Genomic DNA, 22,461 nt, shown 5'->3' on the forward strand with positions numbered 1-22,461 from the left:
CTCCGCACCGGTGAGCGAGCCGGGCAACGAGCACAAGCGCCGGGCCACGCTGCCCCCGCAGCCGCAGCGCAAGGCGCCCCGGCTCGCTGCCGGACGGGCCCGGGCGCTGGGCCTGCCCACCCGCGGCACCACCAACGCCAACCGCCTGCGCCGGGTGGACCGCTGGCTGCTGGCCACCCAGGTGCCGCGGCTGCGGGACTCCGCCCGCCCGCTCGTCGTCGACCTCGGCTACGGCTCCTCGGCGGTGACCACGCTCGAGCTGGTGAACCGCCTGGGCCCGGAGGTGAACGGGCTCGAGGTGATCGGCCTGGAGATCGACCCCGAGCGAGTGACGGCGGTCGAGGCCGACCGCGACCCGCCCCGCGTCGACTTCCGGGTAGGCGGCTTCGAGCTCGCCGGGCTCCGGCCCGTGCTGGTGCGCGCCTTCAACGTGCTGCGCCAGTACGACGAGGAGTCCGCCGTCCGCGCCTGGGACACCATGCGCGGGGCGCTGGCGCCCGGCGGGCTGGTCGTCGAGGGCACCTGCGACGAGTGGGGACGGCGCTCGGCGTGGGTGGCGCTGGACGCCGGCGGCCCGCTCACCCTCACGCTCGCCGCGCGGGTCTCCGACATCGCGGCGCCGTCGGACCTGGCCCAGCGCCTGCCCAAGGCGCTCATCCACCACAACGTCCCGGGGCAACCGGTGCACGAGTTCCTGCGCGCCTTCGATGCCGCGTGGGCCGCCGCGGCCGGGATGAGCGCGTTCGGCCCGCGCCAGCGGTGGACCGCGGCCGTGGCGGCCCTCGGCGAGCAGGGCTGGCCGCTGGTCGGGTCCAGCCGGCGGTGGCGGCACGGCGAGGTCACGGTGCGCTGGCCGGCGGTCGCGCCGGTCTGAGCCCTGGCACGATGGCCCCGGTGAGAGTGCCGCCGGGACCGACCGCCGTCGCCGGCGGCACCGCCGAACTGCTCGCGGACGCCGACCGCGACGGCTCCTGGCTGCTCATGGTCAACGACACCCCGCAGTCGCACGTCGACCTCGAGGACCCGGCGCACCTGGAGTTCGAGTACGTCCGCCGGATGGGTCACGTGCTCGACCTCGCCGCCGAACCGGGCGCGCCGCTCGACGTCGTGCACCTCGGCGGCGGGGCGCTGACCCTCCCCCGCTACGTGGCCACCACCCGGCCCGGATCACGCCAGCGGGTCGCCGAGTTCGACCAGCCGCTCACCGACCTGGTCCGCGGCCACCTGCCGCTGCCCCGCAACGCCCGCATCCGGGTCCGGGCCGCCGACGCCCGCGAGGCACTGGAGTCGATGCACGCGGCGAGCGCGGACGCCGTCGTCACCGACGTCTTCGCCGGCGCCCGCACGCCGGCGCACCTGACGACCGTCGAGTTCGCCGCCGAGGTGGCGCGCGTCCTGCGGCCCGGCGGCGTCTACGCCGCGAACGTGGCCGACGGCCCGCCGCTGCGCTTCGCCCGTGCGCAGGTCGCCACGCTGCGGACGGCGTTCCGGCACGTCTGCCTGCTGGCCGAGCCGGGCACCCTGCGCGGCCGCCGCTTCGGGAACATGGTGGCGGTCGCCTCCGACGCCGACCTGCCGCTGGCCGCGCTCAGCCGCGCGTGCGCCCGCGACCCGATGCCTTCGCGGGTCGTCGACGGGGCGGACCTCGACCGCTTCACCGGCACGGCGCAACCGGTGCACGACGCCGGGGCCACCCCCTCGCCCGAGCCGCCCGAGGGCGTGTTCAGCCGCTGAGCGCGCCGGCGCCGGGCAGACCCGGCGCGGGGAACCTGGTTACCAGCTGTTGCCGCGGGGCAGGCCACGGACGGCGGGGCGCACGTCGACCAGGTACACGATGGCTGCGATCACCGCGGGCAGCCCCAGCAGCGACATCGGCGTCTGCGTCCAGAAGATGATCAACGCCGCCAGGCCGGTGATGGCCGCCCAGCCGGGCTTGCTCAGCTTGCCGGCCGCCACGTACCCGGCGGCGGGCCGGATGACGGCGTCCGCGAACGCCCAGACGGTCAGCGCCTGGGACGCCACGTAGAGGATGAGCAGCAGCCACCCGTCGAACACGCCCATGCGGCCAGCCTACCCGCGCGCGCGGGCAGTCCGACCCGCTCACCGGGCCGACTCGCCCGGACGGGGCAGCCCGGAGCAGACCCAGGACGCGACAGGGCCCCGGAGCGCTGGTCGCAGCTCCGGGGCCCTGGTCGACGACCGTGCCGTCAGTTCTTCTTGGCCGGCACGGCGGTGGGGTCCGACCGGCGGGCCGTGCGGGCGCGGGTGACCCGGACCGAGGTGGCCGGGGACTTCTTGGTGGCGGCGCTGTTCTTCTTGGCCGCCGGCTTGGCCTTGGGGGCGGCAACCGGCTCCTCGGCGACCTCGGCCACGGTCGCCTTGGTGGAGTCGGCGGTCTCCCGCACGGTCTCCTCGGCCGTGGTGGCGGCCTTGTCGGCCTTGGCTGCGGTCTTCTGCGCGACCGAGGTGACCTCGTCCGACGCCTCGGAGACGGCCTCGGCGGCCTCTTCGATGGCGTCCTCGACCGCGTCCTCGACGGTGTCCACGGTCTGCTCGGCGCGCCGGGCGATCCGGCGGACACCCGGCTGACGGCGCAGCTCCTCGACGACCTCCGCGCCGCGTCCGGCCAGGGTCTCCACGGTCGTGGTGGCCTGGGTGCGAGCGGTCGCGACCAGCCCGGTGACGGTGCTGCGCAGCGTCTCGGGGCGGACGACGGTCGCCAGCTGCTGGGCGGCGGTGCGCGCGGTCCCGGCGGCCTCGGTGGCCCGGGTGCGGGCCTCCTTGACGGCCAGATCGGCCTGCACGGTGGCCTCGCCCGGCAGCGCCTCGGCCTTGGAACGGAACGAGGCGACGGCGGTGCGGGCCCGCTCGACGGCCAGGTCACCGGCGCCGATGGCGGCCAGGAGGTTGGTCCTCGTCACGGTTGCGACGGTCTCGCCGTACTGCTTCGCGGTCTGGGTGGGGGACATGCCGACTCCTTCAGGAGGGAGGGTGGGGGGAGGTTCAGCTGGCAGCCGGGGAAGCGGCCCGGTGCTCACGGACGTAGGTCTCGTAGAGCTCGAGCAGGACGGCCTTGTGCCGCTCGGACAGTGCGTCGTCGTTGCGGATCGCCGCCACGGTGTCCGGGTTCCCGGTACGCCGGTCGAGGATCCCCGCCTGCTCGTAGAGCGTCTCGGCGGAGATCTTCAGGCCCCGGGCGATCGACGCCAGGATCTCCGCCGACGGCTTCCGGAGACCCCGCTCCACCTGGGACAGGTAGGGGTTGCTGACACCGGCCGTGCGGGCCAGCTCGCGCAGCGAGACACGCGCGGCGCTGCGCTGCTCGCGGATGAAGTCGCCCACCGACGAGCTGACCGACGAGACGCGGGGCGTCTCGGCGACCGACTCCGCCACGCTGCCGGCGACCCGGTCCACCGTTTCCCGGACCGTGGTCACCTGCTCGCGGACGAACTCACCTGGGGTCTGCACGCCCACGACGCTAGCCCCGGGTGCTAGCTATTGCAAGCGGATCGGTTAGCACCCGGGCGTGAACACCCTCACAGTGCGAAGAGCCAGCTCAGGGGTTGAGCGCTGCAGCTCCCCGGACTTCACCGACGACGCCGTCGCCACCGGGCACCCCGGGGCGCGCCCACGGAGCAAGCACCTCGGCCGGCACCGCCAGCCGGCGCAGCCCGGCACTCAGCGCCGGGGTCCGGCCGCGGTCACCGCCGTCGTCGAGCTTCAGCGCCACCGCACCGGCGCCGGGCAGCGCCGCCACGTGCACGCCGTCCGCCCCGCCCTTCACCAGCAACCCGGAAACCGCACCCATGAGGTCGGTGTCCTCGCGACCGGTGCCGGCGACGAACCAGGGATGGGCGCGCATCGCATCGGCGACGGCACGCTCGCGGGACCGGTCGGGCGCCTCCACCAGGGACAGGACCCCGCGCGCCAGCCCGGTCAGCGACAGCGCGTGCTGGGGCGCGCCGCACCCGTCGACGACGACGGCACCCACCGGCTCCCCCGCCGCCTCGGCCAGCCGCGCCTCGACCGCCTGCTGGAGCGGGTGCTCGCGCCGCAGGTATCCCGACGTCGGCCAGCCCGCCGCCACGCAGGCGGAGAGCATCGCGGCGTGCTTGCCCGAGCAGTTCATCGCCAGTCGCTCGGCCGCCCGGCCGTCCGTGAGCCAGGCGGCCCGGGTGGCCTCGTGCTGGGGGAGCGCCGGCGGGCAGCCCAGGTCCTCCGGGCCGAGGCCGACGGCGGCGAGCATCCCCGCGACCAGGTCGCGGTGGCCGTCCTCACCGCTGTGCGAGCCGGCCCCGATGGCCAGCTCCGCACCCGACCGCGGCGCCCAGCCCGCCGCCAGCAAGGCGGTGGCCTGCACCGGCTTGTTCGCCGATCGCGGCAGCACCGACCGGCCGACGTCGCCCACGGCGAACCGGACCGCGGCGTCGGGGCCGAGCACCACGAGCGCGCCCCGGTGCACCGACTCCAGGAACCCCGAGCGCCAGACCTCCACGAGGACGGGGTTGTCAGGCCACAGGTCTTCTCGGCCACCCTGCAGGGGCCCACCGTGAGCCTGCGAACGGTGCGGCGCAGGGTGGTCCTTCGTCAGTGCCGGCCCTCGTCGGCCAGCAGCGCGGCCACGTCGGCCTCGCCGTCGCGGTAGCGCCGGCCGAGCTCCCCGGCCAGCCCGTCCATCACCTGTTGCACTCCCCGCCGCCGCTCCGACAGGCCCTTCTCGGCCTCGGCCAGCGACCGTGCGGCGCTCTCCAGCGACTCGTCCGAGAGATCGGTGATGGCCGACAGGTCCGCACCACGGGTCAGCGAGTTCACCCAGGACTCGTAGTCCTCCGGCCGCGCGGGCTGCACCGTCTGGTGCCGGCCCAGGCCGTGCGCCGGCCCGCGGCCCTTCTCCGCCAGGATCTCCGGCAGCAGGTCGACCAGCGACCGCCCGTCGTGCTCGGCCCGCCGCTGCAGTTCCCGCTTCACGATGTCCAGCCGCCCCTGCAGCAGCCGGCGGGTGTAGGAGAGGTTGACCTCCTCCTGCTCCGCCTCACGGCGCAGCCGCCGCACGTCGGCCATGGGCAGCCGCACGGCCTCCTCGAGGAAGGACGGGTCCAGCAGCGCGTCGACGGCGGCACCCCCGGCGGGGGACGGCTGGGTACTCACGGGGTGGCCTCCAGGTGCGGGACACCCGGCATCCGGGCATCGGCGGTGGTCATCGACGGGCGCTGGGCGGAGCGTAGGTCAGCGGGACCGGCCTGCCCAGCCGGAGCGGGGCGACCGGGGTGCTCACCCGATCGTCGCAGACCGGACCGCCCGGACCCGGTCGCGCACCGCGGCCTGGGTGTCGTCCAGCGCGGCGGGGGCGTCGTCGGGGTCGATCGCGGCCGTCGAGCCCCCCACGGTCAGCGCCGCGTCCGGCGCCACCGACTGCTTGACCAGCGCCAGCGCGACCACGCCCAGCTCGTGGTGCCGGACGACGCTGCCCACCCGGCCGACCGTGCGGGTCCCGGACAGGACCGGCTCCCCGGGGGCGGGCAGGTCCTCGCTGACACCGTCGAGGTGCAGCAGCACCAGCCGGCGCGGCGGACGGCCGAGGTTGTGCACCCGGGCCACGGTCTCCTGGCCGCGGTAGCAGCCCTTCTCCAGGTGCACGGCGGTGCTGAGCCACTCCAGCTCGTTCGGGATGGTGCGGTGGTCGCTGTCCACGCCGAACCGCGGACGCCGGGCCTCCACGCGCAGCGCCTCGTACGCCGAGATGCCACTCAGGCCCGCGCCCGCTGCCAGCAGGCGGTCGGCGGTGGCCCCGATCCCGGCGCGCGGCACGAGGAGATCGAACGCAGCCGCACCGCCGTCCCCGATCGGCGGCATCCGGCGCACCCAGCCGCCGCCGGTAGCCGCGACGGCGTAGGGGGCTCCGGGCACGGGCAGGCCCGCCGTCGCGAGCACCCCGGGAGCCTGCGGGCCGGCGAGGGTCAGCACCGCCCAGGCGTCGGTCGCCAGCCGGGGCTCCACCCGGAGCATGAAACGCATCCGCTCGAGGAAGGCGTGCAGCGCCGCACCGGTACCCGGCTCGACGTCGGCCCACGTGGTACCGCCCAGGTCGGTCACGACCAGGTGGTGCTCGACGTGGCCGTTCGGGCTGAGCACCAAGGCCTCGCTGCCCGAGCTGTCGCCCAGCTGCTCGAAGTGCTGGCTGGTGATGCTGTGCAGCCAGGACAGCCGGTCGGCACCGGGCACCGAGAGGACGTCGCGGTCGCTGCGGTCGACCAGGCCGGCGCCCTCGGCGAGCGCACGCTGCTCGCGCAGCGGATCGCCGTAGTGCGCGGCGACGGCGCGTGCGACGTCCGGCGCCACCTCGACGGGCACCGCCCCCGGACGGGAGAGGAGGGGTGAGGGCGTGGTCATGAGGACTCCGTTCCGGCGCGTTCTCGGCAGGCGCGGCACGTGCCGGAGAGGGCGACGTGACCGATGTCCACGGTGAAACCCAGATCCCTGGCCAGACGTTCCGCCGCCTGGTCGAGGAGGTCCGGCGCCGCGGACGCGATCTGCCCGCAGGATGCGCAGACGACATGCAGGTGGGGCCGCTCGGCGGCGTGGTAGACCGGCGCGCCGCGGCCCAGGTGGGTGTGCCAGACCAGCCCGAGCCGTTCCAGCAGCTCCAGCGTGCGGTAGACCGTCGAGGTGTCGGGCGCGCTGCCGCCGGGACCGGCCTCCTCGCGCAGCCGCGCACCGATCGCCTCCGGCGTCGCGTGCGCCAGCGCGGCGACCGCGGCCAGCACCCGCGCCCGCTGCGGCGTCAGCCGGAGACCGCGGGCCCGCAACTGCTCGGCGAGCGGCGCCGCGACGTCATCGGTGCCCATGGGATGAGCCTATGCCGGGGGTGCGGCAGGCTGGACGGGTGAACGAGCAGCGCAGCGTGGCCGTCTGGCGGGACGGGGCCGCCGTGACCGTCCCTGCCCACCAGCCGGTGGTGACCGCCTTCGACCTCGGTCTGGGCCGCGGCGACGGCATCTTCGAGTCCGTCGCCGTCGTCGCCGGCCGCACACCGCACCTGGCGGCCCACCTGACCCGGCTCACCCGCTCGGCGGCCCTGCTCGGGCTGCCCGCTCCCGGCGACCAGGCCTGGATGGAGATGGTGGCGGCGGTCCTCGCCGACTGGCCGGCCGCGCTCGAGGGGGTCTGCCGGCTCTTCCTCACCCGCGGGCTGGGGGACGGGACACCACCGACCGCGCTCGCGTTGCTCGCCCCCGTCCCCGCCGACACGCTCCGCCAGCGCGCCGAGGGGATCTCGGTGGCCACCCTGGGCCTCGGTGTGCCCGCCGACTTCCGGGCCGGCGCGCCCTGGCTGCTCGGGGGCGCGAAGACCCTCTCGTACGCGGTGAACATGGCCGCCCAGCGGCACGCGCACGACCTCGGCGCCGACGACGTCGTCTTCACCAGCCTGGAGGGTCGCCTGCTGGAGGGCCCGACCTCCACGGTGGTCTGGGCGGCCGGCGGCACCCTCCACACTCCCCCGGTCGAGACCGGGATCCTCCCCGGCACCACCCAGGCCCGGCTCTTCACCGCGGCGGCGGCCGACGGCTGGCCCACGTCGGTCACCCCCGGCACGGTCGACGACCTGCACGCCGCAGACGCCGTCTGGCTGCTCTCCGGGGTACGAGGTGCCGCCGTCGTGCACACCGTCGACGGCGTCCGCCGCGGGGACGGTGACCTGTCCCGACGGGTCCGCGAGCTGCTGGCCCGGTAGCTTTGGACATCAGGTGAGCCGGGAAGTCTGGTCGGCAGTCTTTTCGCCGACCCCTATCACCGGAGCCGCACTGTGACCTCTCCCCCCTCCACCCGCCTCTTCGGTCGCGGCTCCTGGGCCGAAGCGCAGCGGGTCGCCTCGGTGCTCCGCAAGGAGACCGTCGGCGGCGCCCTGCTGCTCATCGGCGCGGCGATCGCGCTGGTCTGGGCGAACTCGCCCTGGGGAGACTCCTACGAGGCCCTGCGCGACGCGCGTGTCGGGCCGTCCGCCCTGCACCTGGACCTGACGCTGGGCACGTGGGCCGCCGACGGCCTGCTGGCGATCTTCTTCTTCGTCGCCGGCCTGGAGCTCAAGCGCGAGTTCGTGGCCGGTGACCTGCGCGAGCCACGCCGCGCGGCGCTGCCGATCGCCGCGGCCGTCGGTGGGATGGCGGTACCCGCCCTGTTCTTCGTGCTGCTCAACCTGGGCGGGGCCGAAGGCGCGCTCCGGGGCTGGGCGATCCCGTCGGCCACCGACATCGCCTTCGCGCTCGCCGTCCTCGCGGTGATCAGCACCCACCTGCCCAGCGCGCTGCGCACGTTCCTGCTCACCCTCGCCGTCGTCGACGACCTCCTGGCCATCGTCGTCATCGCGATCTTCTACACCGAGCAGCTCTCGGTCCCGTTCCTCGCGCTGTCGCTGCTGCCGCTGGCGCTCTTCGGGTTCCTGGTGCAGAAGCGGATCCGGTCCTGGTGGCTGCTGCTCCCGCTGGCCGTGCTCACCTGGGTCTTCATGCACGAGTCGGGGGTGCACGCCACCGTCGCCGGGGTGCTGCTCGCCTTCACCGTGCCGGTCCTCCGCAGCGAGGCCGCCGGTGGACCGGACGCCGGACCGGGCCTGGCCGAGCACTTCGAGCACCGCATCCGGCCGCTGTCGGCGGGGGTCGCCGTCCCGGTGTTCGCCTTCTTCTCCGCGGGCGTGGCCGTCGGTGGGCTCTCCGGCCTGGGCGAGTCGCTCGGCGACAGCATCGCCATCGGGATCATGGTCGGCCTGGTGGCGGGCAAGGCGATCGGCATCACCGGCGCCACCTGGCTGATCCAGCGCTTCACCCGGGGTCAGCTCGACGAGAGCCTGGGCTGGCCCGACGTGCTGGGGCTCGCGCTGCTCGGCGGGATGGGGTTCACCGTCTCGCTGCTGATCACCGAACTCGCGTACGGCGCCGAGAGCGAGGCCTACGAGCACGCGAAGGTCGGCATCCTGGCGGGCACCTTCCTCGCCGCCGTGCTCGCCGCGGTCATCCTCCGGCTGCGGAACCGGCGCTACAAGCAGACGTACGCGGCGGAGACCCGCGACGTCGACCGGGACGGGATCCCGGATGTCTGGGACACCGTGGACGACCGGGCGGAGCACGACCCCGACTGGGACGGCGCCCTGCCCCCGGGACGGACCCTGGCCGACACCGAGGTCGACGACGTCGACCCCGACGCGGCTCCTCCGGCCTCCTACGAGACCGTCGACGACGAGGCCGAGCACGACCCGGACTGGAAGGGCACCCGCCCGCCGGGGCGCACGCTGGGCCCGAACGGCAGCTGACCCGCGCCGACACGCCGGGCGGGGCCACTGCGCACGCCGCGACCAGCGCGTTCGCTGTGAGCGGAGCAATCCGCTTGCAGGCCCGGATCTCCCGGTCGTACCGTCGTGGCACACGAGAGAGGAGGTGGTCCGTAACTTTGCTGAGCTACAGGACTCGTGAGGTGGCTGTCCGCTAGCCGCCGTCCAGATGGGCCGCCCGTTCAGACTCATGTCTGAGCGACGGCAGATCGCCCGTCCGTCGTACGGCGGCGAGCGAGAACCGGACAGTCACCCGACCCCCGGGCCGCCGACAGTTGTCCAGTCGGCCCGCGTGCAGCTCCCTCTCCGGAGGTCAGCGCCGCGGAGCAGCCCGGGGGTTGTCCGTGTCCCGGGGGGAGTGCGCGTGCAGCTCGGCGGCCTGCCGGTCGAGGCGGACGTCTCCGCCGGCGCCTGGATCGCCGAGGCGGTCGCCCGGTCGCACTGGAGCACCGTGGGCTCCCTCGTCCCGCCGGTCTTCCCCGCGTACGCGCGGGTGCTGCACCCCGCATACCGCTACGACGGCGACGACGACGTCGAGATCCCCTGGGGCGACGTCGCCCGCCTGAACGGCACCGTGCACCACCCCCGCATGCAGTGGCCCGCGATCACCGGCGGCTGGGAGTACCTCACCGAGGACAGCCAGCCGCCCACCTGGGACGGCGTCCCGGCCGAGGGTCACCTGCCGTGCACCCTCGCCGCGCGGATGGCCGCCGTCCTGGGCCGGCACACGACCACCCCGGAGCACTGCCTCTTCGGGCGGTGGGCAGAATCCGGCTCCGGCGCCGGCGAGCTCCGGACGGCCCCGCGGCTGTCGCTGCCACGGGGGCGCGACGTCGTCCTCGTGCGGGGCCGGGTCACCGACGCCGTCCGCAACCTCGCGCCGGAGCCCTCCGAGCAGAGCGCCAACCTGTGGTGGCCGGCCGACCGTGCGTGGTGCGTGACCACCGACATCGACCTGATGAGCACCCACGTCGCCGGCAGCGCGGCGTGCATCGCCGAGCTGCTCGCCACGCCGGGGCTGGAGGTCGTCCCGGCCTCCCCGGACGACCGGGTAGGCCACGGCGACGACCCGGTCAACCCGGTCCCGGCGCGGGGCTGAACGCCCGGCCGCTCAGGGCTCGATGACCACCCAGTCGCCGGTCACGTCGACGACCACCCCGGAATCGGTCGCCTCCACGCCGGTGATTTCCTGGGCGAAGGGCAGCGGGTCGAGCGGCACCCGGAAGGTGAACCGCTGACCGAGCAGCAGTTCGCTCACCCCGCTCAGACCGCGCACGCCCCCGAACCGGGTCGGCTCCACGACCAGCGAGCCGCCGTCCGCGCCCAGGGCGACGTCCGCGGAGGCCTCGACGGTGGCGCCGAGCACCTCGACGGCGCCGATCACCCGCAGTTCCCCCGGGTCGGCCGCCTCGAGCGCGAGCGGCCGGCCGGTGAGCTCCAGGTACCGGTTCAGATCCTCGTAGGAGAGGAAGACCTCCGCCTCGGTGTCGACCACCAGCAGCCGGTCGGTGTCCCCGAGCAGCAGGTCGTGGAAGGACAGGTACACGTCCTCCAGCCGCGCGTCGACGGCGTCGATCCGCAGCGGCCCGGAGACCACGCCCTCCATCGCGATCTCCACCTCGTCGTAGCGACCCCGGAGGACCTGCGGGAGGAAGAAGAGGCCACGCACCTTTACGGAAGGCTCCTCCACGGTGCCCGTCCGCTCCTGCAGGGCCTGCGCGACCACGCCCTCCGCGGCGCGCCGCGCGAGGAGGTCGGAGCCCCACAGCAGGAGCACCGTGCCGAGGAGCACGCCGAGCGCGATGCCGACCGTCCGACGGCTCGGCCGCCGGGGTGACCGCGGGTCCGTGCCCGCTCGCTCGCTCACCGGTGCATCCTCTTCCTGTCGGTGGTCCGCGTTCGCGGCGCTGCTGTGCCCCACTGGTGAGCTCGCACGCTCGCTCACGTGCCGACCTTCGACGGGCCGGCGGCCGCGGCCACCGGGTCCCGGCCGGCCTCGGCCGCCCGCTTGTCCAGCAGGGCCACCTGCCTGGCGGCATCCATGGGTACCCCCGCCGTCCGGATCCGCCGGCTGGGCCATCCCGCCGCGCGGCCGAGCAGCGTGAGCACGGCCGGGGTCAGGACCGGTCGGATCAGGAACGTGTCGATCAGCAGGCCCAGGGCCATGATGAACGCGACCTGGCGGAAGCTGTCGAGCGGGATGATCGCCACCATGGCGAAGGTGGTGGCGAGGATGATCCCCGCCGCGCTGATCGCGCGGGCCGTGGCCGGCATCGCGACGGCGATCGCCTCGCGCAACGGGCGCCGGCCCGCCTCCTCCCAGATCGAGCCGACGGCGAACACGTTGTAGTCCGACCCCAGCGCCAGCAGCAGCACCGCCGTGGTGAACGGCACGTAGAAGGTCAACCCGGGGTCGTCCAGCCATCCCTGGAACACCAGCACCGTCACCCCGAGAGCGGCCGCCACCCCCAGGGCGCTCGTCACGATCAGCAGCAACGGGGCGAGCAGCGCGCGCAGGTAGAGCGCCAGGATCACGAACTCCACGACCAGCACCGCGAGCATCGTGCGCCGGAGCTCGTCCTGGGTGATCAGCGCCAACTCCGAGGCGACCGCCGTCTGACCGGCGATGCCCACCGTCGCGCCCGCCACCCCCGCCTCGTCCAGCAGCTGCGGGATCCGGTCCTCCAGCCGCCGCAGGTCTGCGATGCCGGTGGCCCCGAGCGGATCGCTGTCCAGGATCACGACGAACCGGGCGGCGTCGCCGTCGGCGGAGAAGACGATCCCGTACTCCTCGGGCAGCGGGTTCTGCTCCGCGCCGAGCACCTGTGCCACGCCCGGCTGCCGGCTGAGCAGGCCCTGGAACGCCGACAGCGCGGCGCGCTGCTCGGTGACGCCGGGGCCTTCCACCAGGACCTCGGTCGGCGCGACCACGCCGCGCACCCCCGCCTCGTCGAGGATCTCCGCCCCCTGCCGGACCGGGTCGCCGGCGGGCAGGCCGGAGCTGAAGGACAGGTCCAACCGCAGATCGGTCACCGGCAGCGCGGCCGGCACCAGGATGCCCAGGCCCAGGAGGACGGCGACCAGCGCGCCGCGGCGGGAGGAGGAGGTGGCGCGGGCGATCCACCGGGCGCCCCGCCCCGCCCGGCGGTCGATGGCTCCGCTCCCGCCGACGCCCGAGGGGAAGAACAGCCGCGGCCCCAGGACGGCGATCAGCGCGGGGACGAGGGTCAGGGAGAGGACCACCCCCACCACGACGGTGAGCGACAGCGCCGGCCCGAAGGCCCGGAACAGCTCGAAGTCCGCGACCAGCAGCGCCGCCGTCCCGGCCGCCACGGTGATGCCCGCGACGGCGACGATCGGGCCGTCGGTGGTGACCGTGCGCCGGGCGGCCTCGTGCGGGGGCACGCCGGCGTCCAGTTGCCGGCGCATGCCGGAGAAGAACAGCACGCAGTAGTCGGTGACCACACCGATGAGCAGGGCTGCGGTGAGCGGCTGCAGCTGATCGGGCAGCGCGAACCCGAGCGCCGCGGCCGCCAGGGCCAGCACGTACACCGCGACCAGGTAGCCGATCCCGGCGGCGGCCAGCACCACCAGGGGCGCCACGACCGACCGGAAGGTCAGCCCGACGACGGCGGCGATCAGCACCAGGGTGGCCACCTCGAACAGGTGCAGCCGAGCCTCGAGGTGCTCGGCCTGCTGGACCCGCGCCGGCGTGATCCCGGTGACGTAGGCGTCCACGTCCGGCTGGTTCTCGAAGTGCGCCGCGTACTGGCGGGCCAGCGCGGTGGCGTCGGCCAGGGACGTGCCGCCGGTCGTGTACAGGTACGTCACCGCCGTCTCGGGCGTGGCGGTGGGCAGCGGCACGGCGGCCACGATCCTGCCGTCGGCGGTCGGAGCCTCACCGCGGAGCGTCGCCTGGGTGTGCTGGAGCGCCCACAGGGCGATGTCGGCGCGGGTCAGCGCGCTGAGCCCCCCGGGGTCGTGGACGACCACCGCGGTCTGGGACAGCACCGGAACCCGGAACTGCTCCAGGGACCGTTCCTGCACCCGCACGGCCTCGCTGTCGGGTGGGAGCAGGCCGCCGAAGTTGTTGCTGCCCCCGCCACCCGACGGGGTCGGCAGCATCACCGCCGCCACGGCGGCGGCCAGCCAGACCGCCATGACCAGCCACCGGCCGGCGACGACGGCCGAGCGGAAGCCGCGCCCGGCGGCGGACAGTGCTCTGGCCGGTACCCGCGCGGCGGACCGTGCCCTCAACACGGCCTCCAAGCCTGTGGTCGGCAACCGAGTACCAGTGGTGGGGAAAGGGTAGGTCGATCAGCCAGAACCCGCAGGCGGAAGGACTCCGATGCCCGAGAACCGTCCCGAGACGACGGCCGGCGCGACCGCGGCCCCGGTGGCCGATGCGGCCGAGGCCGCGCCCGCCGGCGACGGCGCCGGGCGTCCGGGCCGGACGGGGGGCCCCCGGAGCTGGTGGCTCGTGGCGCCGGCATTCGTGCTGGGGTTGTTCGCCGGGGCCGTCACGCTGGGACTGCTCCGCGAGGACCCGCCGGCCGTGCCCGCGACCGCCACCGAGTCACCGGCCGGCTCGGACGAGTCCCCGTCGGACGGCGGCACCCCCACGCCCGGGGCCCGCGCGGAGTTCACCGTGAACGAGGCGTGCCTGCGCGTGGTGAACGGGACCCAGGACCTCGTCGACGTCGTCGGCGACCTGGGCAACGCCGCGGCCGACCTGGACATCAGCGGACTGGACGAGGCGATCCGGCGGCTGCAGCCGCTGGAGAGCCGCCTGCGGGACGACCTGGACGGCTGCGAGACCGACACCACCCTGCCCGGCGACCTGTCGCCGCTACCGTCTTCCGAGGAGCCGCCGGACTCCGAGGAGCCGCCGGACTCCCCCGCGGCGCCCTCGGCCTCCCCGACGAGCCCCCCGCCGGACTGACGCCCCGGCAGCAGAGCCCCACCGGCGTCAGAGCCGGGCCAGCTCCGCCGCGAGGTCGTCCAGGCCGAGCGACCCCTGGGAGAGGGCGGCCATGTGCCAGGCCTTGAGGTCGAAGGCGGCACCCCGGGCCCGGCGGGCCGCGTCTCGTCCCTCCCGCCAGGCACGCTCCCCCAGCTTGTAGCTGATCGCCTGCCCCGGCATGCCGAGGTACCGCACCAGCTCGCTGTCCAGAAACGCCACGTCGGCGCCGGAGTTCTCCCCGAGGAAGGCCCGCGCCAGCTCCGGCGTCCACGGCCGGCCGCGGTGCGCGGCGAGGATGCCCTCGGCGTCGTCGGGCACCGGGAGCTCCAGGTGCATGCCGATGTCGATGACGACCCGCACGGCGCGCAACTGCTGGGCGTCGAGGAACCCCAGCCGCTCACCCGGGTCGGCGAAGTAGCCCAGCTCGTCCATCAGCCGCTCGGCGTAGAGCGCCCAGCCCTCCACGTCCGCACCGACCGAACCCAGCGAGGTCTGGTACGTCGAGAGGTCCGCGGAGACGTACGCCCACTGGGCCAGCTGCAGGTGGTGCCCCGGGACGCCCTCGTGGTACCACATCGAGACCAGGTCCCAGAGCGGGAAACGGGTGCGGCCCAGCGCGGGCAACCAGGTCCGGCCCGGCCGGGAGAAGTCCTGGGCCGGCCGCGTGTAGTAGGGGGCCGCGGCGCTACCGGGCGGGGCGATCATCGCCTCGACCCTCGTGACCGGCTCGGCCAGATCGAAGTGCGTGCCGTCCAGCTCCGCGATCGCCTCGTCCATCATCGCCTGCAGCCGGGCCCGGACGGCCTCCACGCCCTCGACCGCCGGCCCCTTCAGCGACAGCCAGCGCATCGCCTCCAGCGGGGTCGCCCCCGGGCGCACCTTCTCCGCCTCGGTGCGCTGCTCGGCCAGGATCCGTTGGTGCTCGGCCCAACCCCAGGCGTAGGCCTCCTCCAGGCCCCCTCCTCCGGACGCCGGGCCGGCACCGAGGTCGGAGCCGGTCCAGCGACGCGCGGCCAGGGCGTACCGCTCCCGGCCGACGGCGTCCGGGGTCCCCTCGGTGCGCGGGCCGTACTCGTCGCGCAGGAAGTCGCGGATCTCCGCCACCGCGCCGTCCGCGGCGCGCGCGGCGGCGTCGAGCTCGGCGCGCAGGACCTCCGGCCCGGCGGCCACGAACCGGCCGAAGAACGGCCCGGCCAGCCACTCGTCCAGCTGGGCGACGACGGTGTGCACCTGCCGCGGCGCCACCAGCAGGCCGCGCCGCGCGCCGTCGGCGAGGGTCTGCCGGTAGCCGCGGTAGGCCTCCGGGACACGGGCCAGCCGGCGGGCGAGGACGGACCAGTCCGCCTCGGTGGCCGACGGCATGAGCAGGAACACCTGGCGGATGGTGTGCAGCGGGCTGAACAGGTTGTTCAGCGACCGGAACCCCTCCCCCGCCTCGTGGCCGGCGAGCTGGGCACCCAGGCGCTCACGCAGCAGCCGGGCGCAGCGGCGCTCCACCGGATCGTCGTCCAGCGTCGGGTCCGCGGCGAGCGCGCGGTCCAGCTCGGCGAGCGTGGCGCGGGCGAGCTCGGCCTCCGCCTCCAGCCCGGCCGGCCCGGGATCGGGCAGCCGGTCGTCGCCGGGACGGGTGCCGAGCGAGGTGGCCACGATCGGGTCGAGGTCGCAGACCGCGTCGACGTAGCGGTCGGCGATCGCGCGCGGGGTGGTGGGGTGGGTGGACGACGACGGGGTCGCCGCCGGGACGGCGGTCACCGGAGGCGGTCCAGGCGGGCCGACATCGTGGGGCGCAGCGGCGCATCGCCGGCGGCCCGGTCGATCGCGTACATCAGCGCCCCCTCGACGATGCCGTACAGCCGCACCGCGCGGCTCACCTCCGGGGCGTCGGGGGTGCGGGCCAGCACGTCGCTGGTGAGCTCCCAACTGGTGGTGGTGCGCGCGGTGCCGACGTAGATCTCCACGAGCCCGTCCGGGCTGGCCACCAGGAGCTCGACGTCGTCCTGGCCGCGGGGACGCCAGAACCCGGACTCGCGCACGTCCGGCCCGACGATCGTGCCGTCGTCGGTCAGCCGCCAGGTCCGGGACTCGTAGGCGAGGAAACCGCGGCCGTCGTGGCCGAACCGGATCCACTGGCCGAACCGGTGGTCACCGCCTGCGCCCGCCGCCTGTCCCTCACCGTGCCACTCGCCGAGCAGCGGCAGCACCGACAGCAGCGCCTCGGAGACCTCCGGACCGGTGCGGACGTCGGCGGTGTCGGGCACCGGCAGCTCCGTCGGGCCGCTCATCGCCGAGCCGCCTTCGGACCGCGGGAGAGCCGGACGGCGCCGTAACCCAGCGCCAGCGCCGACGCCCCCGTCAGGACGACCAGGACCCAGGCAGAAAGCATGGGAACCACCGTAGTGACGCCCGGGCCCGCCGGCGTCAGCCGGCCACAACTCCCGGGCCGCGACTCCCTGCCCCCGGCTGATCGTCGACGGGTACGACGACCCGGGGGCCGCGGCCGAGGCCGCCGACCACCCGTCGGCGCCGCCGCGCTCCCCCGGGCAGCCGGCGAGCGCGATCCCGCGCTGGTGAGCGACGCGGCGGTGGAGATCCTGGGGGGCGAGCACCCGTCCCTGGACGAGACGGTGCGCGTGCGGGCCCTGCTGGCCTGGAGCGCCCTGTTCGGCGCGGTGAGCTCGGAGCTGTTCAGGCACCTGGTCGGCTCGGTCCCCGACACGGATCGCTGGTTCGACCGTGCCGTCGGCGAACTGGCCGGCCTGATCGGGCTCTGAACCCCGCGGCGGCCGACACCCCCGGAGCGGGCGGGGCGTTGGTGGCCGGGAGAGGCATACGGCAGGCTGGACCGGCCCCGCGGACGGCGGGACGGATCGGGAGGAGCACTCATCGACATGGCCGAGGCCGGCCGGGGCGTGACGCCGACCCCGGGGGACGAGGCGCTCCCCGGGACACCGCCGTGGTACTCCGTGCTGCACGACTCCTCGTTCATGTTCGCCGCGGTGTGCGACACCGCCGGGACGCTGCTCACCGCCAACGAACTGGCCGTGGAGGGCTGCGGCTTCGACCGCCACCAGCAGCTGGGCCGACCCTTCTGGCGCGCCGGCTGGTGGGCCGGCGACCCGGAGCTGGGCGCCACGGTGCGCGGCTGGTGCCTCGAGGTGGCGGCCGGAGGCGAACCGGTGCGCGCGGTCACCGGCTTCTTCCTCGCCGACGGCGAGAAGCGCACCGCCGACCTCACGATGCAGCTCGTCCGTGAGGGCGACCAGCAGGAGTTCCTCCTGATCACCGGCATGGACATCACCGATCGGCTGCAGACCGAGCGGGTCACCGCCGAGGCGCGGGCCGCCGGCGCCGAGGCCTCCACGCTGCGCCAGGTCGCGACCGCCCGCGCCCAGGACCTCGAGGTCCTCCGCGAGACCGAGGCGAAGCTGTCCCGCGCGCTCACCATCACCGAGCGGGTGCTGGCCAACGTCGCCGACGGGATCTACGGCCTGGACATCGACGGCCGGGTGGAGTTCCTCAACCCGGCGGCCGCCCGGCTGACCGGCTACGGCGCAGCGCGGCAGCTCGGCCAGGACCAGCACGCCCTCATCCACGCTCACCGCCCGGACGGCTCCCCCTACCCCCACGAGGAGTGCCCGGTCTGGCGGGCCCTGCGCACCGGCCGCACCGTCGTGGCCGACGAGGAGACGTTCTGGCGCCGGGACGGCACCCCCATGCCGGTCGAGATGGTCGTCGTGCCGACCGTCGAGGACGGCGTGCTCACCGGCGTGGTCGTCTCCTTCCGCGACCTCACCGACCGGCTGGCCGCCCAGCGCCAGGCGGCGGAGCTGGAGGCGCTCGCCGCCCGCGCCGCCGCCGACCGCGCGCTCTCCGACCGGCTGCAGCAGTCACTGCTCACGCCGCCGCCGGAGCCCGACCACCTGCAGATCGCCGTCCGGTACAGCCCCGCGGCGCACGAGGCACAGGTGGGCGGGGACTGGTACGACGCCTTCCTGCAGCCCGACGGCGCCACGATGCTGGTCATCGGTGACGTCGTCGGCCACGACAGCAGCGCGGCCGCGGCCATGGGGCAGATCCGGGGACTGCTCCGCGCGCTCGCCTACGACGACGACCAGGGGCCGGCGGCGACCATCACCCGCGTCGAACACACTGCCCTCGGGCTGGCCGTCTCCACGCTGGCCACCGCCGTCCTGGCGCGGATCGAGCGGCACCCCGACGCCGCGGTAGCCGGCCGGCGGCTGCTCCGCTGGAGCAACGCCGGGCATCTCCCGCCTGTCCTGCTCGCGCCCGACGGCACGAGCACGCTGCTCACCAGCCCGCCGGAGCTGATGCTCGGGATCGACCCCGACGCGGCGCGCAGCGACCACACGGTCGACCTGCCCGACCTCCACACCCTGCTGCTGGTCACCGACGGGCTGGTCGAGCGGCGGGACACCGACCTCGACGAGGGGATCGAGCGGCTGCGGGAGGCCCTGCGCGATCTCGGCGAGACCCCGCTGGAGGAGCTGCTCGACACGGTGCTGGCCCGGCTGGTGCCCGAGCCCGGCGCCGACGACGTCGCCATCGTCGCCGTCCGCACCTTCCCCGAGGACCGGGCCCGGCCGGCCGAGGCCGGCCCCACCCGGCTGCCTCCCGGCGTGGAATAGCCGCCCGGACGCCTGTGGCGCCAGGCGGACGTCCTGGCTCAGCTGATGGGGTCCTGGCTCACGGTCGACGGTGAGCCAGGACCCCTGACGATCACGTCACCTGATCATCATTCGATGACGACGGTGGTCTCGTTCAGGCCGACCTCGGCGGAGACGACCCGCTCGCCCTTGCCGACGGAGGCCAGGGAACGGACCTTCCAGTTCCCCGGAGCGGCGAAGAACCGGAACTCGCCCTCGGGGCTGGTGACCACTTCGGCGGTGAACTCGTCGGTCGAGTCCAGCAACCGGACGTAGGCCCCGGCCACGGGAGAGCCGTCGTGCCACACCGAGCCCTGGATCACCGTCTGCGTGCTGAGGTCGATGCCCGAGAGGGTTCCGCCCTGCTGGGGGGCTGCGCACATGTCAGCTCACTTCTCGATCGGGACGCCGACGAGCGAGCCGTACTCCACCCAGCTGCCGTCGTAGTTCTTGACGTCGGACCGGCCGAGCAGCTCGCGCAGCACGAACCAGGTGTGGCTGGAGCGCTCGCCGATCCGGCAGTAGGCGATGGTCGGCTTGCTCTCGTCGTAGCCCTGCTCGGCGTAGAGCTTCTCGAGCTCGGCGTCGGACTTGAAGGTGCCGTCCTCGTTCGCGGCCTTGCTCCACGGGATGTTGATCGCGGTCGGGACGTGCCCGGCCTTCTGCGACTGCTCCTGCGGCAGGTGCGCCGGGGCGAGGATCTTGCCGGAGAACTCGTCGGGCGAGCGGACGTCGACGAGGTTCTTGCTGCCGATGGAGGCGACGACCTCGTCGCGGAACGCGCGGATCGACAGGTCCGGTTCGGACGCCTGGTACTGGGTGGCCGGGCGCTGAAGAGCGTCCTTCGACAGCGGGCGCCCGTCGAGCTCCCACTTCTTGCGGCCGCCGTCCATCAGCTTGACGTCGCGGTGGCCGTAGATCGTGAAGTACCAGTAGGCGTAGGCGGCGAACCAGTTGTTGTTGCCGCCGTAGAGCACCACGGTGTCGTCGTTGCCGATGCCCTTCGACGACAGCAGCTGCTCGAAGGCGCTCTTGTCCAGGAAGTCGCGGCGCAGCGGGTCCTGCAGATCCTGCTTCCAGTCCAGCTTGACGGCGCCCTCGAGGTGGCCGCCGTCGTAGGCGCTGGTGTCCTCGTCCACCTCGACGAAGACGATGCCGGGCTGGCCGATGTGCTCCTGGGCCCAGTCGACGGTGACGAGCACGTCGTTACGGCTCATGGTGGTGTTCCTCCGGATGATCGGTGTGCGGTCGGTCGGTCTGGTGGTGCAGGGACGACGCGGATCGCTCAGAGCGCGGAACTCACGGGAGAAGTGGGGCATCCCGACGGCGCGGAGAGCGCGTCCGGACGGCGCGGTGCCGCCCTCAGAGGGCCGGACACAGGCAGCTGCCGACGCGGCACAGGTCCACTGTGCGGCGCGAGGTCAGCAGGATGCCCACGGCGCGAGGGTAGCCGATCACGACGACCCACCGATCCGCCCACCCACGTGGGCGTCCACCAGGACGGCCAGCTCCTCGAGGGGCGGCGCGCCGCTGCTCCGGTGGACCACCCGCCCCTCGCGGTCGAGGTAGAACAGCTCCGGAGTGCGGCGGACGCCGAGCTCGCGCACCGCGTCCAGGTGGCTCTCCGCATCGACGTGGACCGTCGCCAGCCCGGGCCGGGTGGCCTGCAGCCGGTCCAGGCGCGCCTTGGTCGCCCGGCACGGCCCGCAGAACGCGGTGGAGAACTGCACGACGGTCAGGTCCGCGTCGGCCGGGCGGACACCCAGCCGCTCGAGCACCTCCGCCGCACCCATGCCGTCCCCTTCGCCGCCGATCCCGTCCGGGAGGGGAACCGGGTGGCTCGGGTCGGCTATTCCGCGCCGATGACCGCGTCGTCGGCCTCGACCCGCACCTCGATTCCGTCCCCGGCCGGTGCCACGCCGGTCAGCCGGAGGCCGAAGGGCAGCTGGACCGGGTACCGGAGATCGAGCAGGTCGCTCGCCCGGCCGACGAGGAAGCCGGGGAGGTCCACCCCCACGCCGCCCGCCCGTTCGACGTCGATGACCAGCTCCTCGCCGTCGTGCCCGACGGTGCCCACCGCGGTCAACGGGAGCGCACCGCCGGGGAGGTCCACGGTCCGGGTGATCCGCAGCCGGTCACCCTCCGGCTCCAGCGTGGTGTCGCCGCCGATCTCCTGCGCGAGCAGGTCGTAGGACAGGGTCGCCACACCGTCGATGCGCTCGACCGGCACCTCCCGCACGTCACCGGCGAGCACGGCCGCCATGGGAAGGTGCACCCCGCGCAGGACGACGTCGGCGCGGGTGCCATCGGGCCGGCCCAGCTGCGCACCGGTCAGCGAGATCCGCACCTCGTCGTAGCGGCCGCCGAGCGCCTGGGTGAGGAAGGGGAATCCGCGGATCTCCACCGCCGGCTCACCGACCAGGCCCGCCTGGGCCGCGATCTGCGCGGCGACCTGCCCCTCGGCGACGACGACCGCCACGCGGTCGAGCAGCGCACCCAACGCGATGAGGAGGGCGAGGAGGACGGCGACGACCTTCACAGCAGGGTCAGCAGACCGAGCGCGACCGGAGCGCAGGCGGCGAACGGCAGCACGACCTGCACGACGGTCGGCGCCCACGGCGAGAGGGCGCCGACCGCCCCTTCGGCCGTCGTCTCCACGGCGAGGTAGCTGCCGGCCACGGCCACCAGCGCGACCACACCGGCCAGGACGGCTCCGACCAGCAGCGCCCGCAGCATGCCGAGGCCGGCGACGTCACGGGCGGCCCACCCCGCCGCGGCGCCGGCCAGCACGGCGAGCACGGCACCGGTGAGCCCGCGCGGGACCCCGGGCGCCAGCTGCGGCCGCGGCAGCACCTGGTCGGTGAGGGAACCGACCAGGAGCGCGGCGCCGGCGACGAGGGCGGTGAGCACGAGCGCGCCGGAACCCGGCCGGCCGAGCAGCAGCAGCGCCGCCAGCGCAGCGACGGCGGTGAGGAGCACCGCCGAACCCGCGAGGGAGTCGACCAGGTCCTGCCGCGGAGAGCGCAGCATCTGCTGGAGCACGGCCGCCAGGAAGCCGACGCCGAGGACGGCCAGCAGGCCTCCCAGGAGCGGGCGCTCGACCAGGACGAGGGCCAGGTCCGCGGCGACGGCGGCGGCGGTGCCCACGGCGAGCGAGCTGGTGAACCCCTGCATGCCGGTGGCCAGCACCCACGAGAGCACCAGCGCCAGCTGCAGCACCAGCACCGCCGCGAGCGCGCCGACGTCCCCCAGTGCCGTCGGCAGACCGGCCACCAGACCGGCGGCGACGACCGCGAGACCGGCGGCCGGCAGGTGGTGCGGCCGGGCCGGCGTCGTGGACGGGACGGCGGTGGAGCTCACGCCCCGATCGTCTCAGAAGCCCAGCGCCCGATCCGCTCGCCGAGCGGAGCCGGCGCGCCGCTCTCGGCGTGTCCGGACCCCGGCACGACCAGGCGATCGCGGCGGACCGGCTGCGGGCCGGGCAGATCGGCTATCCTGACCTCTCCCGCTCG

Annotated in this window: 24 protein-coding genes; 8 read left to right on the plus strand and 16 right to left on the minus strand. The window is 74.8% G+C overall.

Annotated features, from left to right (window positions below; all coding sequences use genetic code 11):
• Positions 1-10: 10 nt before the first annotated feature.
• Positions 11-874 (plus strand): class I SAM-dependent methyltransferase, encoded by an 864-nt coding sequence (locus tag BLASA_RS20550; protein ID WP_014378179.1) that lies wholly within the window; start codon positions 11-13, stop codon positions 872-874.
• 11 nt (positions 875-885) lie between these two features.
• A complete protein-coding gene (locus BLASA_RS20555) occupies positions 886-1,734 on the plus strand; it encodes a fused MFS/spermidine synthase (protein ID WP_051005238.1) in 849 nt (282 codons plus the stop codon).
• Positions 1,735-1,773: 39 nt separating this feature from the next.
• On the opposite strand, the gene BLASA_RS20560 is transcribed toward BLASA_RS20555, so the two are convergent.
• The 7 genes from BLASA_RS20560 to BLASA_RS20590 form a co-directional block, all read right to left on the minus strand.
• The gene (locus BLASA_RS20560; RefSeq protein ID WP_014378181.1) at positions 1,774-2,061 is read right to left on the minus strand and encodes a DUF2516 family protein; all 288 of its coding nucleotides are present in this window, start codon (positions 2,059-2,061) and stop codon (positions 1,774-1,776) included.
• A 146-nt stretch (positions 2,062-2,207) separates the two neighbouring features.
• Positions 2,208-2,969 (minus strand): hypothetical protein, encoded by a 762-nt coding sequence (locus BLASA_RS20565; RefSeq protein ID WP_014378182.1) that lies wholly within the window; start codon positions 2,967-2,969, stop codon positions 2,208-2,210.
• 34 nt (positions 2,970-3,003) lie between these two features.
• Complete coding sequence (locus tag BLASA_RS20570; RefSeq protein WP_014378183.1) at positions 3,004-3,468, minus strand: helix-turn-helix domain-containing protein; 465 nt, start codon at positions 3,466-3,468, stop codon at positions 3,004-3,006.
• A gap of 88 nt (positions 3,469-3,556) precedes the next feature.
• A complete protein-coding gene (locus tag BLASA_RS20575; RefSeq protein ID WP_014378184.1) occupies positions 3,557-4,495 on the minus strand; it encodes an asparaginase in 939 nt (312 codons plus the stop codon).
• A 92-nt stretch (positions 4,496-4,587) separates the two neighbouring features.
• Positions 4,588-5,148, minus strand: coding sequence for a hypothetical protein (locus BLASA_RS20580; protein WP_014378185.1), 561 nt, complete (start codon positions 5,146-5,148; stop codon positions 4,588-4,590).
• A gap of 123 nt (positions 5,149-5,271) precedes the next feature.
• Complete coding sequence (locus tag BLASA_RS20585) at positions 5,272-6,390, minus strand: YgfZ/GcvT domain-containing protein (protein ID WP_014378186.1); 1,119 nt, start codon at positions 6,388-6,390, stop codon at positions 5,272-5,274.
• Entirely contained in the window at positions 6,387-6,845 is a 459-nt protein-coding gene (locus BLASA_RS20590; RefSeq protein WP_014378187.1) for a Fur family transcriptional regulator, read from the minus strand. Before BLASA_RS20590 ends, BLASA_RS20585 begins: the two co-directional genes overlap by 4 nt.
• A 38-nt stretch (positions 6,846-6,883) precedes the next feature.
• Here BLASA_RS20590 and BLASA_RS20595 point away from each other — a divergent pair, with 38 nt between their 5' ends.
• From BLASA_RS20595 to BLASA_RS20605, 3 genes are all read left to right on the plus strand, one after another.
• A complete protein-coding gene (locus BLASA_RS20595) occupies positions 6,884-7,732 on the plus strand; it encodes an aminotransferase class IV (RefSeq protein WP_014378188.1) in 849 nt (282 codons plus the stop codon).
• Positions 7,733-7,804: 72 nt separating this feature from the next.
• Positions 7,805-9,304 (plus strand): Na+/H+ antiporter NhaA, encoded by a 1,500-nt coding sequence (gene nhaA / locus BLASA_RS20600; protein ID WP_014378189.1) that lies wholly within the window; start codon positions 7,805-7,807, stop codon positions 9,302-9,304.
• A 382-nt stretch (positions 9,305-9,686) separates the two neighbouring features.
• The gene (locus BLASA_RS20605) at positions 9,687-10,421 is read left to right on the plus strand and encodes a hypothetical protein (RefSeq protein WP_014378190.1); all 735 of its coding nucleotides are present in this window, start codon (positions 9,687-9,689) and stop codon (positions 10,419-10,421) included.
• Positions 10,422-10,433: 12 nt separating this feature from the next.
• Here the strand turns inward: BLASA_RS20605 and BLASA_RS20610 are convergent, their stop codons facing one another.
• Positions 10,434-11,189, minus strand: a complete 756-nt coding sequence (locus BLASA_RS20610; RefSeq protein ID WP_014378191.1) for a DUF2993 domain-containing protein — start codon at positions 11,187-11,189, stop codon at positions 10,434-10,436.
• A gap of 74 nt (positions 11,190-11,263) precedes the next feature.
• On the minus strand, positions 11,264-13,582 hold the full coding sequence (locus BLASA_RS20615; protein ID WP_014378192.1) for an MMPL family transporter: 2,319 nt from the start codon (positions 13,580-13,582) through the stop codon (positions 11,264-11,266).
• Between the two features lie 88 nt (positions 13,583-13,670).
• Here BLASA_RS20615 and BLASA_RS20620 point away from each other — a divergent pair, with 88 nt between their 5' ends.
• Positions 13,671-14,264: a hypothetical protein gene (locus BLASA_RS20620; RefSeq protein ID WP_014378193.1), complete on the plus strand. Its 594-nt coding sequence runs from the start codon at positions 13,671-13,673 to the stop codon at positions 14,262-14,264.
• A gap of 27 nt (positions 14,265-14,291) precedes the next feature.
• Here BLASA_RS20620 and BLASA_RS20625 read toward each other — a convergent pair whose 3' ends face one another.
• Positions 14,292-16,037, minus strand: coding sequence for a DUF885 domain-containing protein (locus BLASA_RS20625; RefSeq protein ID WP_014378194.1), 1,746 nt, complete (start codon positions 16,035-16,037; stop codon positions 14,292-14,294).
• Positions 16,034-16,567: an FABP family protein gene (locus BLASA_RS20630; RefSeq protein ID WP_014378195.1), complete on the minus strand. Its 534-nt coding sequence runs from the start codon at positions 16,565-16,567 to the stop codon at positions 16,034-16,036. Before BLASA_RS20630 ends, BLASA_RS20625 begins: the two co-directional genes overlap by 4 nt.
• 99 nt (positions 16,568-16,666) lie before the next feature.
• On the opposite strand from BLASA_RS20630, the gene BLASA_RS26380 reads away from it, so the two are divergent.
• Positions 16,667-17,056, plus strand: coding sequence for a TetR-like C-terminal domain-containing protein (locus BLASA_RS26380; RefSeq protein ID WP_166486612.1), 390 nt, complete (start codon positions 16,667-16,669; stop codon positions 17,054-17,056).
• A 117-nt stretch (positions 17,057-17,173) separates the two neighbouring features.
• On the plus strand, positions 17,174-18,931 hold the full coding sequence (locus BLASA_RS23730; RefSeq protein WP_014378197.1) for a SpoIIE family protein phosphatase: 1,758 nt from the start codon (positions 17,174-17,176) through the stop codon (positions 18,929-18,931).
• A 107-nt stretch (positions 18,932-19,038) separates the two neighbouring features.
• Here BLASA_RS23730 and BLASA_RS20645 read toward each other — a convergent pair whose 3' ends face one another.
• From BLASA_RS20645 to BLASA_RS20665, 5 genes are all read right to left on the minus strand, one after another.
• A complete protein-coding gene (locus BLASA_RS20645; protein WP_014378198.1) occupies positions 19,039-19,332 on the minus strand; it encodes a DUF1416 domain-containing protein in 294 nt (97 codons plus the stop codon).
• 6 nt (positions 19,333-19,338) lie between these two features.
• Positions 19,339-20,166 (minus strand): sulfurtransferase, encoded by an 828-nt coding sequence (locus BLASA_RS20650; protein ID WP_014378199.1) that lies wholly within the window; start codon positions 20,164-20,166, stop codon positions 19,339-19,341.
• Between the two features lie 237 nt (positions 20,167-20,403).
• Positions 20,404-20,742: a TlpA family protein disulfide reductase gene (locus BLASA_RS20655; RefSeq protein WP_014378201.1), complete on the minus strand. Its 339-nt coding sequence runs from the start codon at positions 20,740-20,742 to the stop codon at positions 20,404-20,406.
• A 56-nt stretch (positions 20,743-20,798) separates the two neighbouring features.
• The gene (locus BLASA_RS20660) at positions 20,799-21,488 is read right to left on the minus strand and encodes a DUF2993 domain-containing protein (protein ID WP_014378202.1); all 690 of its coding nucleotides are present in this window, start codon (positions 21,486-21,488) and stop codon (positions 20,799-20,801) included.
• Positions 21,485-22,309, minus strand: a complete 825-nt coding sequence (locus BLASA_RS20665; protein ID WP_014378203.1) for a hypothetical protein — start codon at positions 22,307-22,309, stop codon at positions 21,485-21,487. Before BLASA_RS20665 ends, BLASA_RS20660 begins: the two co-directional genes overlap by 4 nt.
• Positions 22,310-22,461: the final 152 nt, after the last annotated feature.

Source organism: Blastococcus saxobsidens DD2 (assembly GCF_000284015.1).
GTDB classification, from domain to species: domain Bacteria; phylum Actinomycetota; class Actinomycetes; order Mycobacteriales; family Geodermatophilaceae; genus Blastococcus; species Blastococcus saxobsidens_A.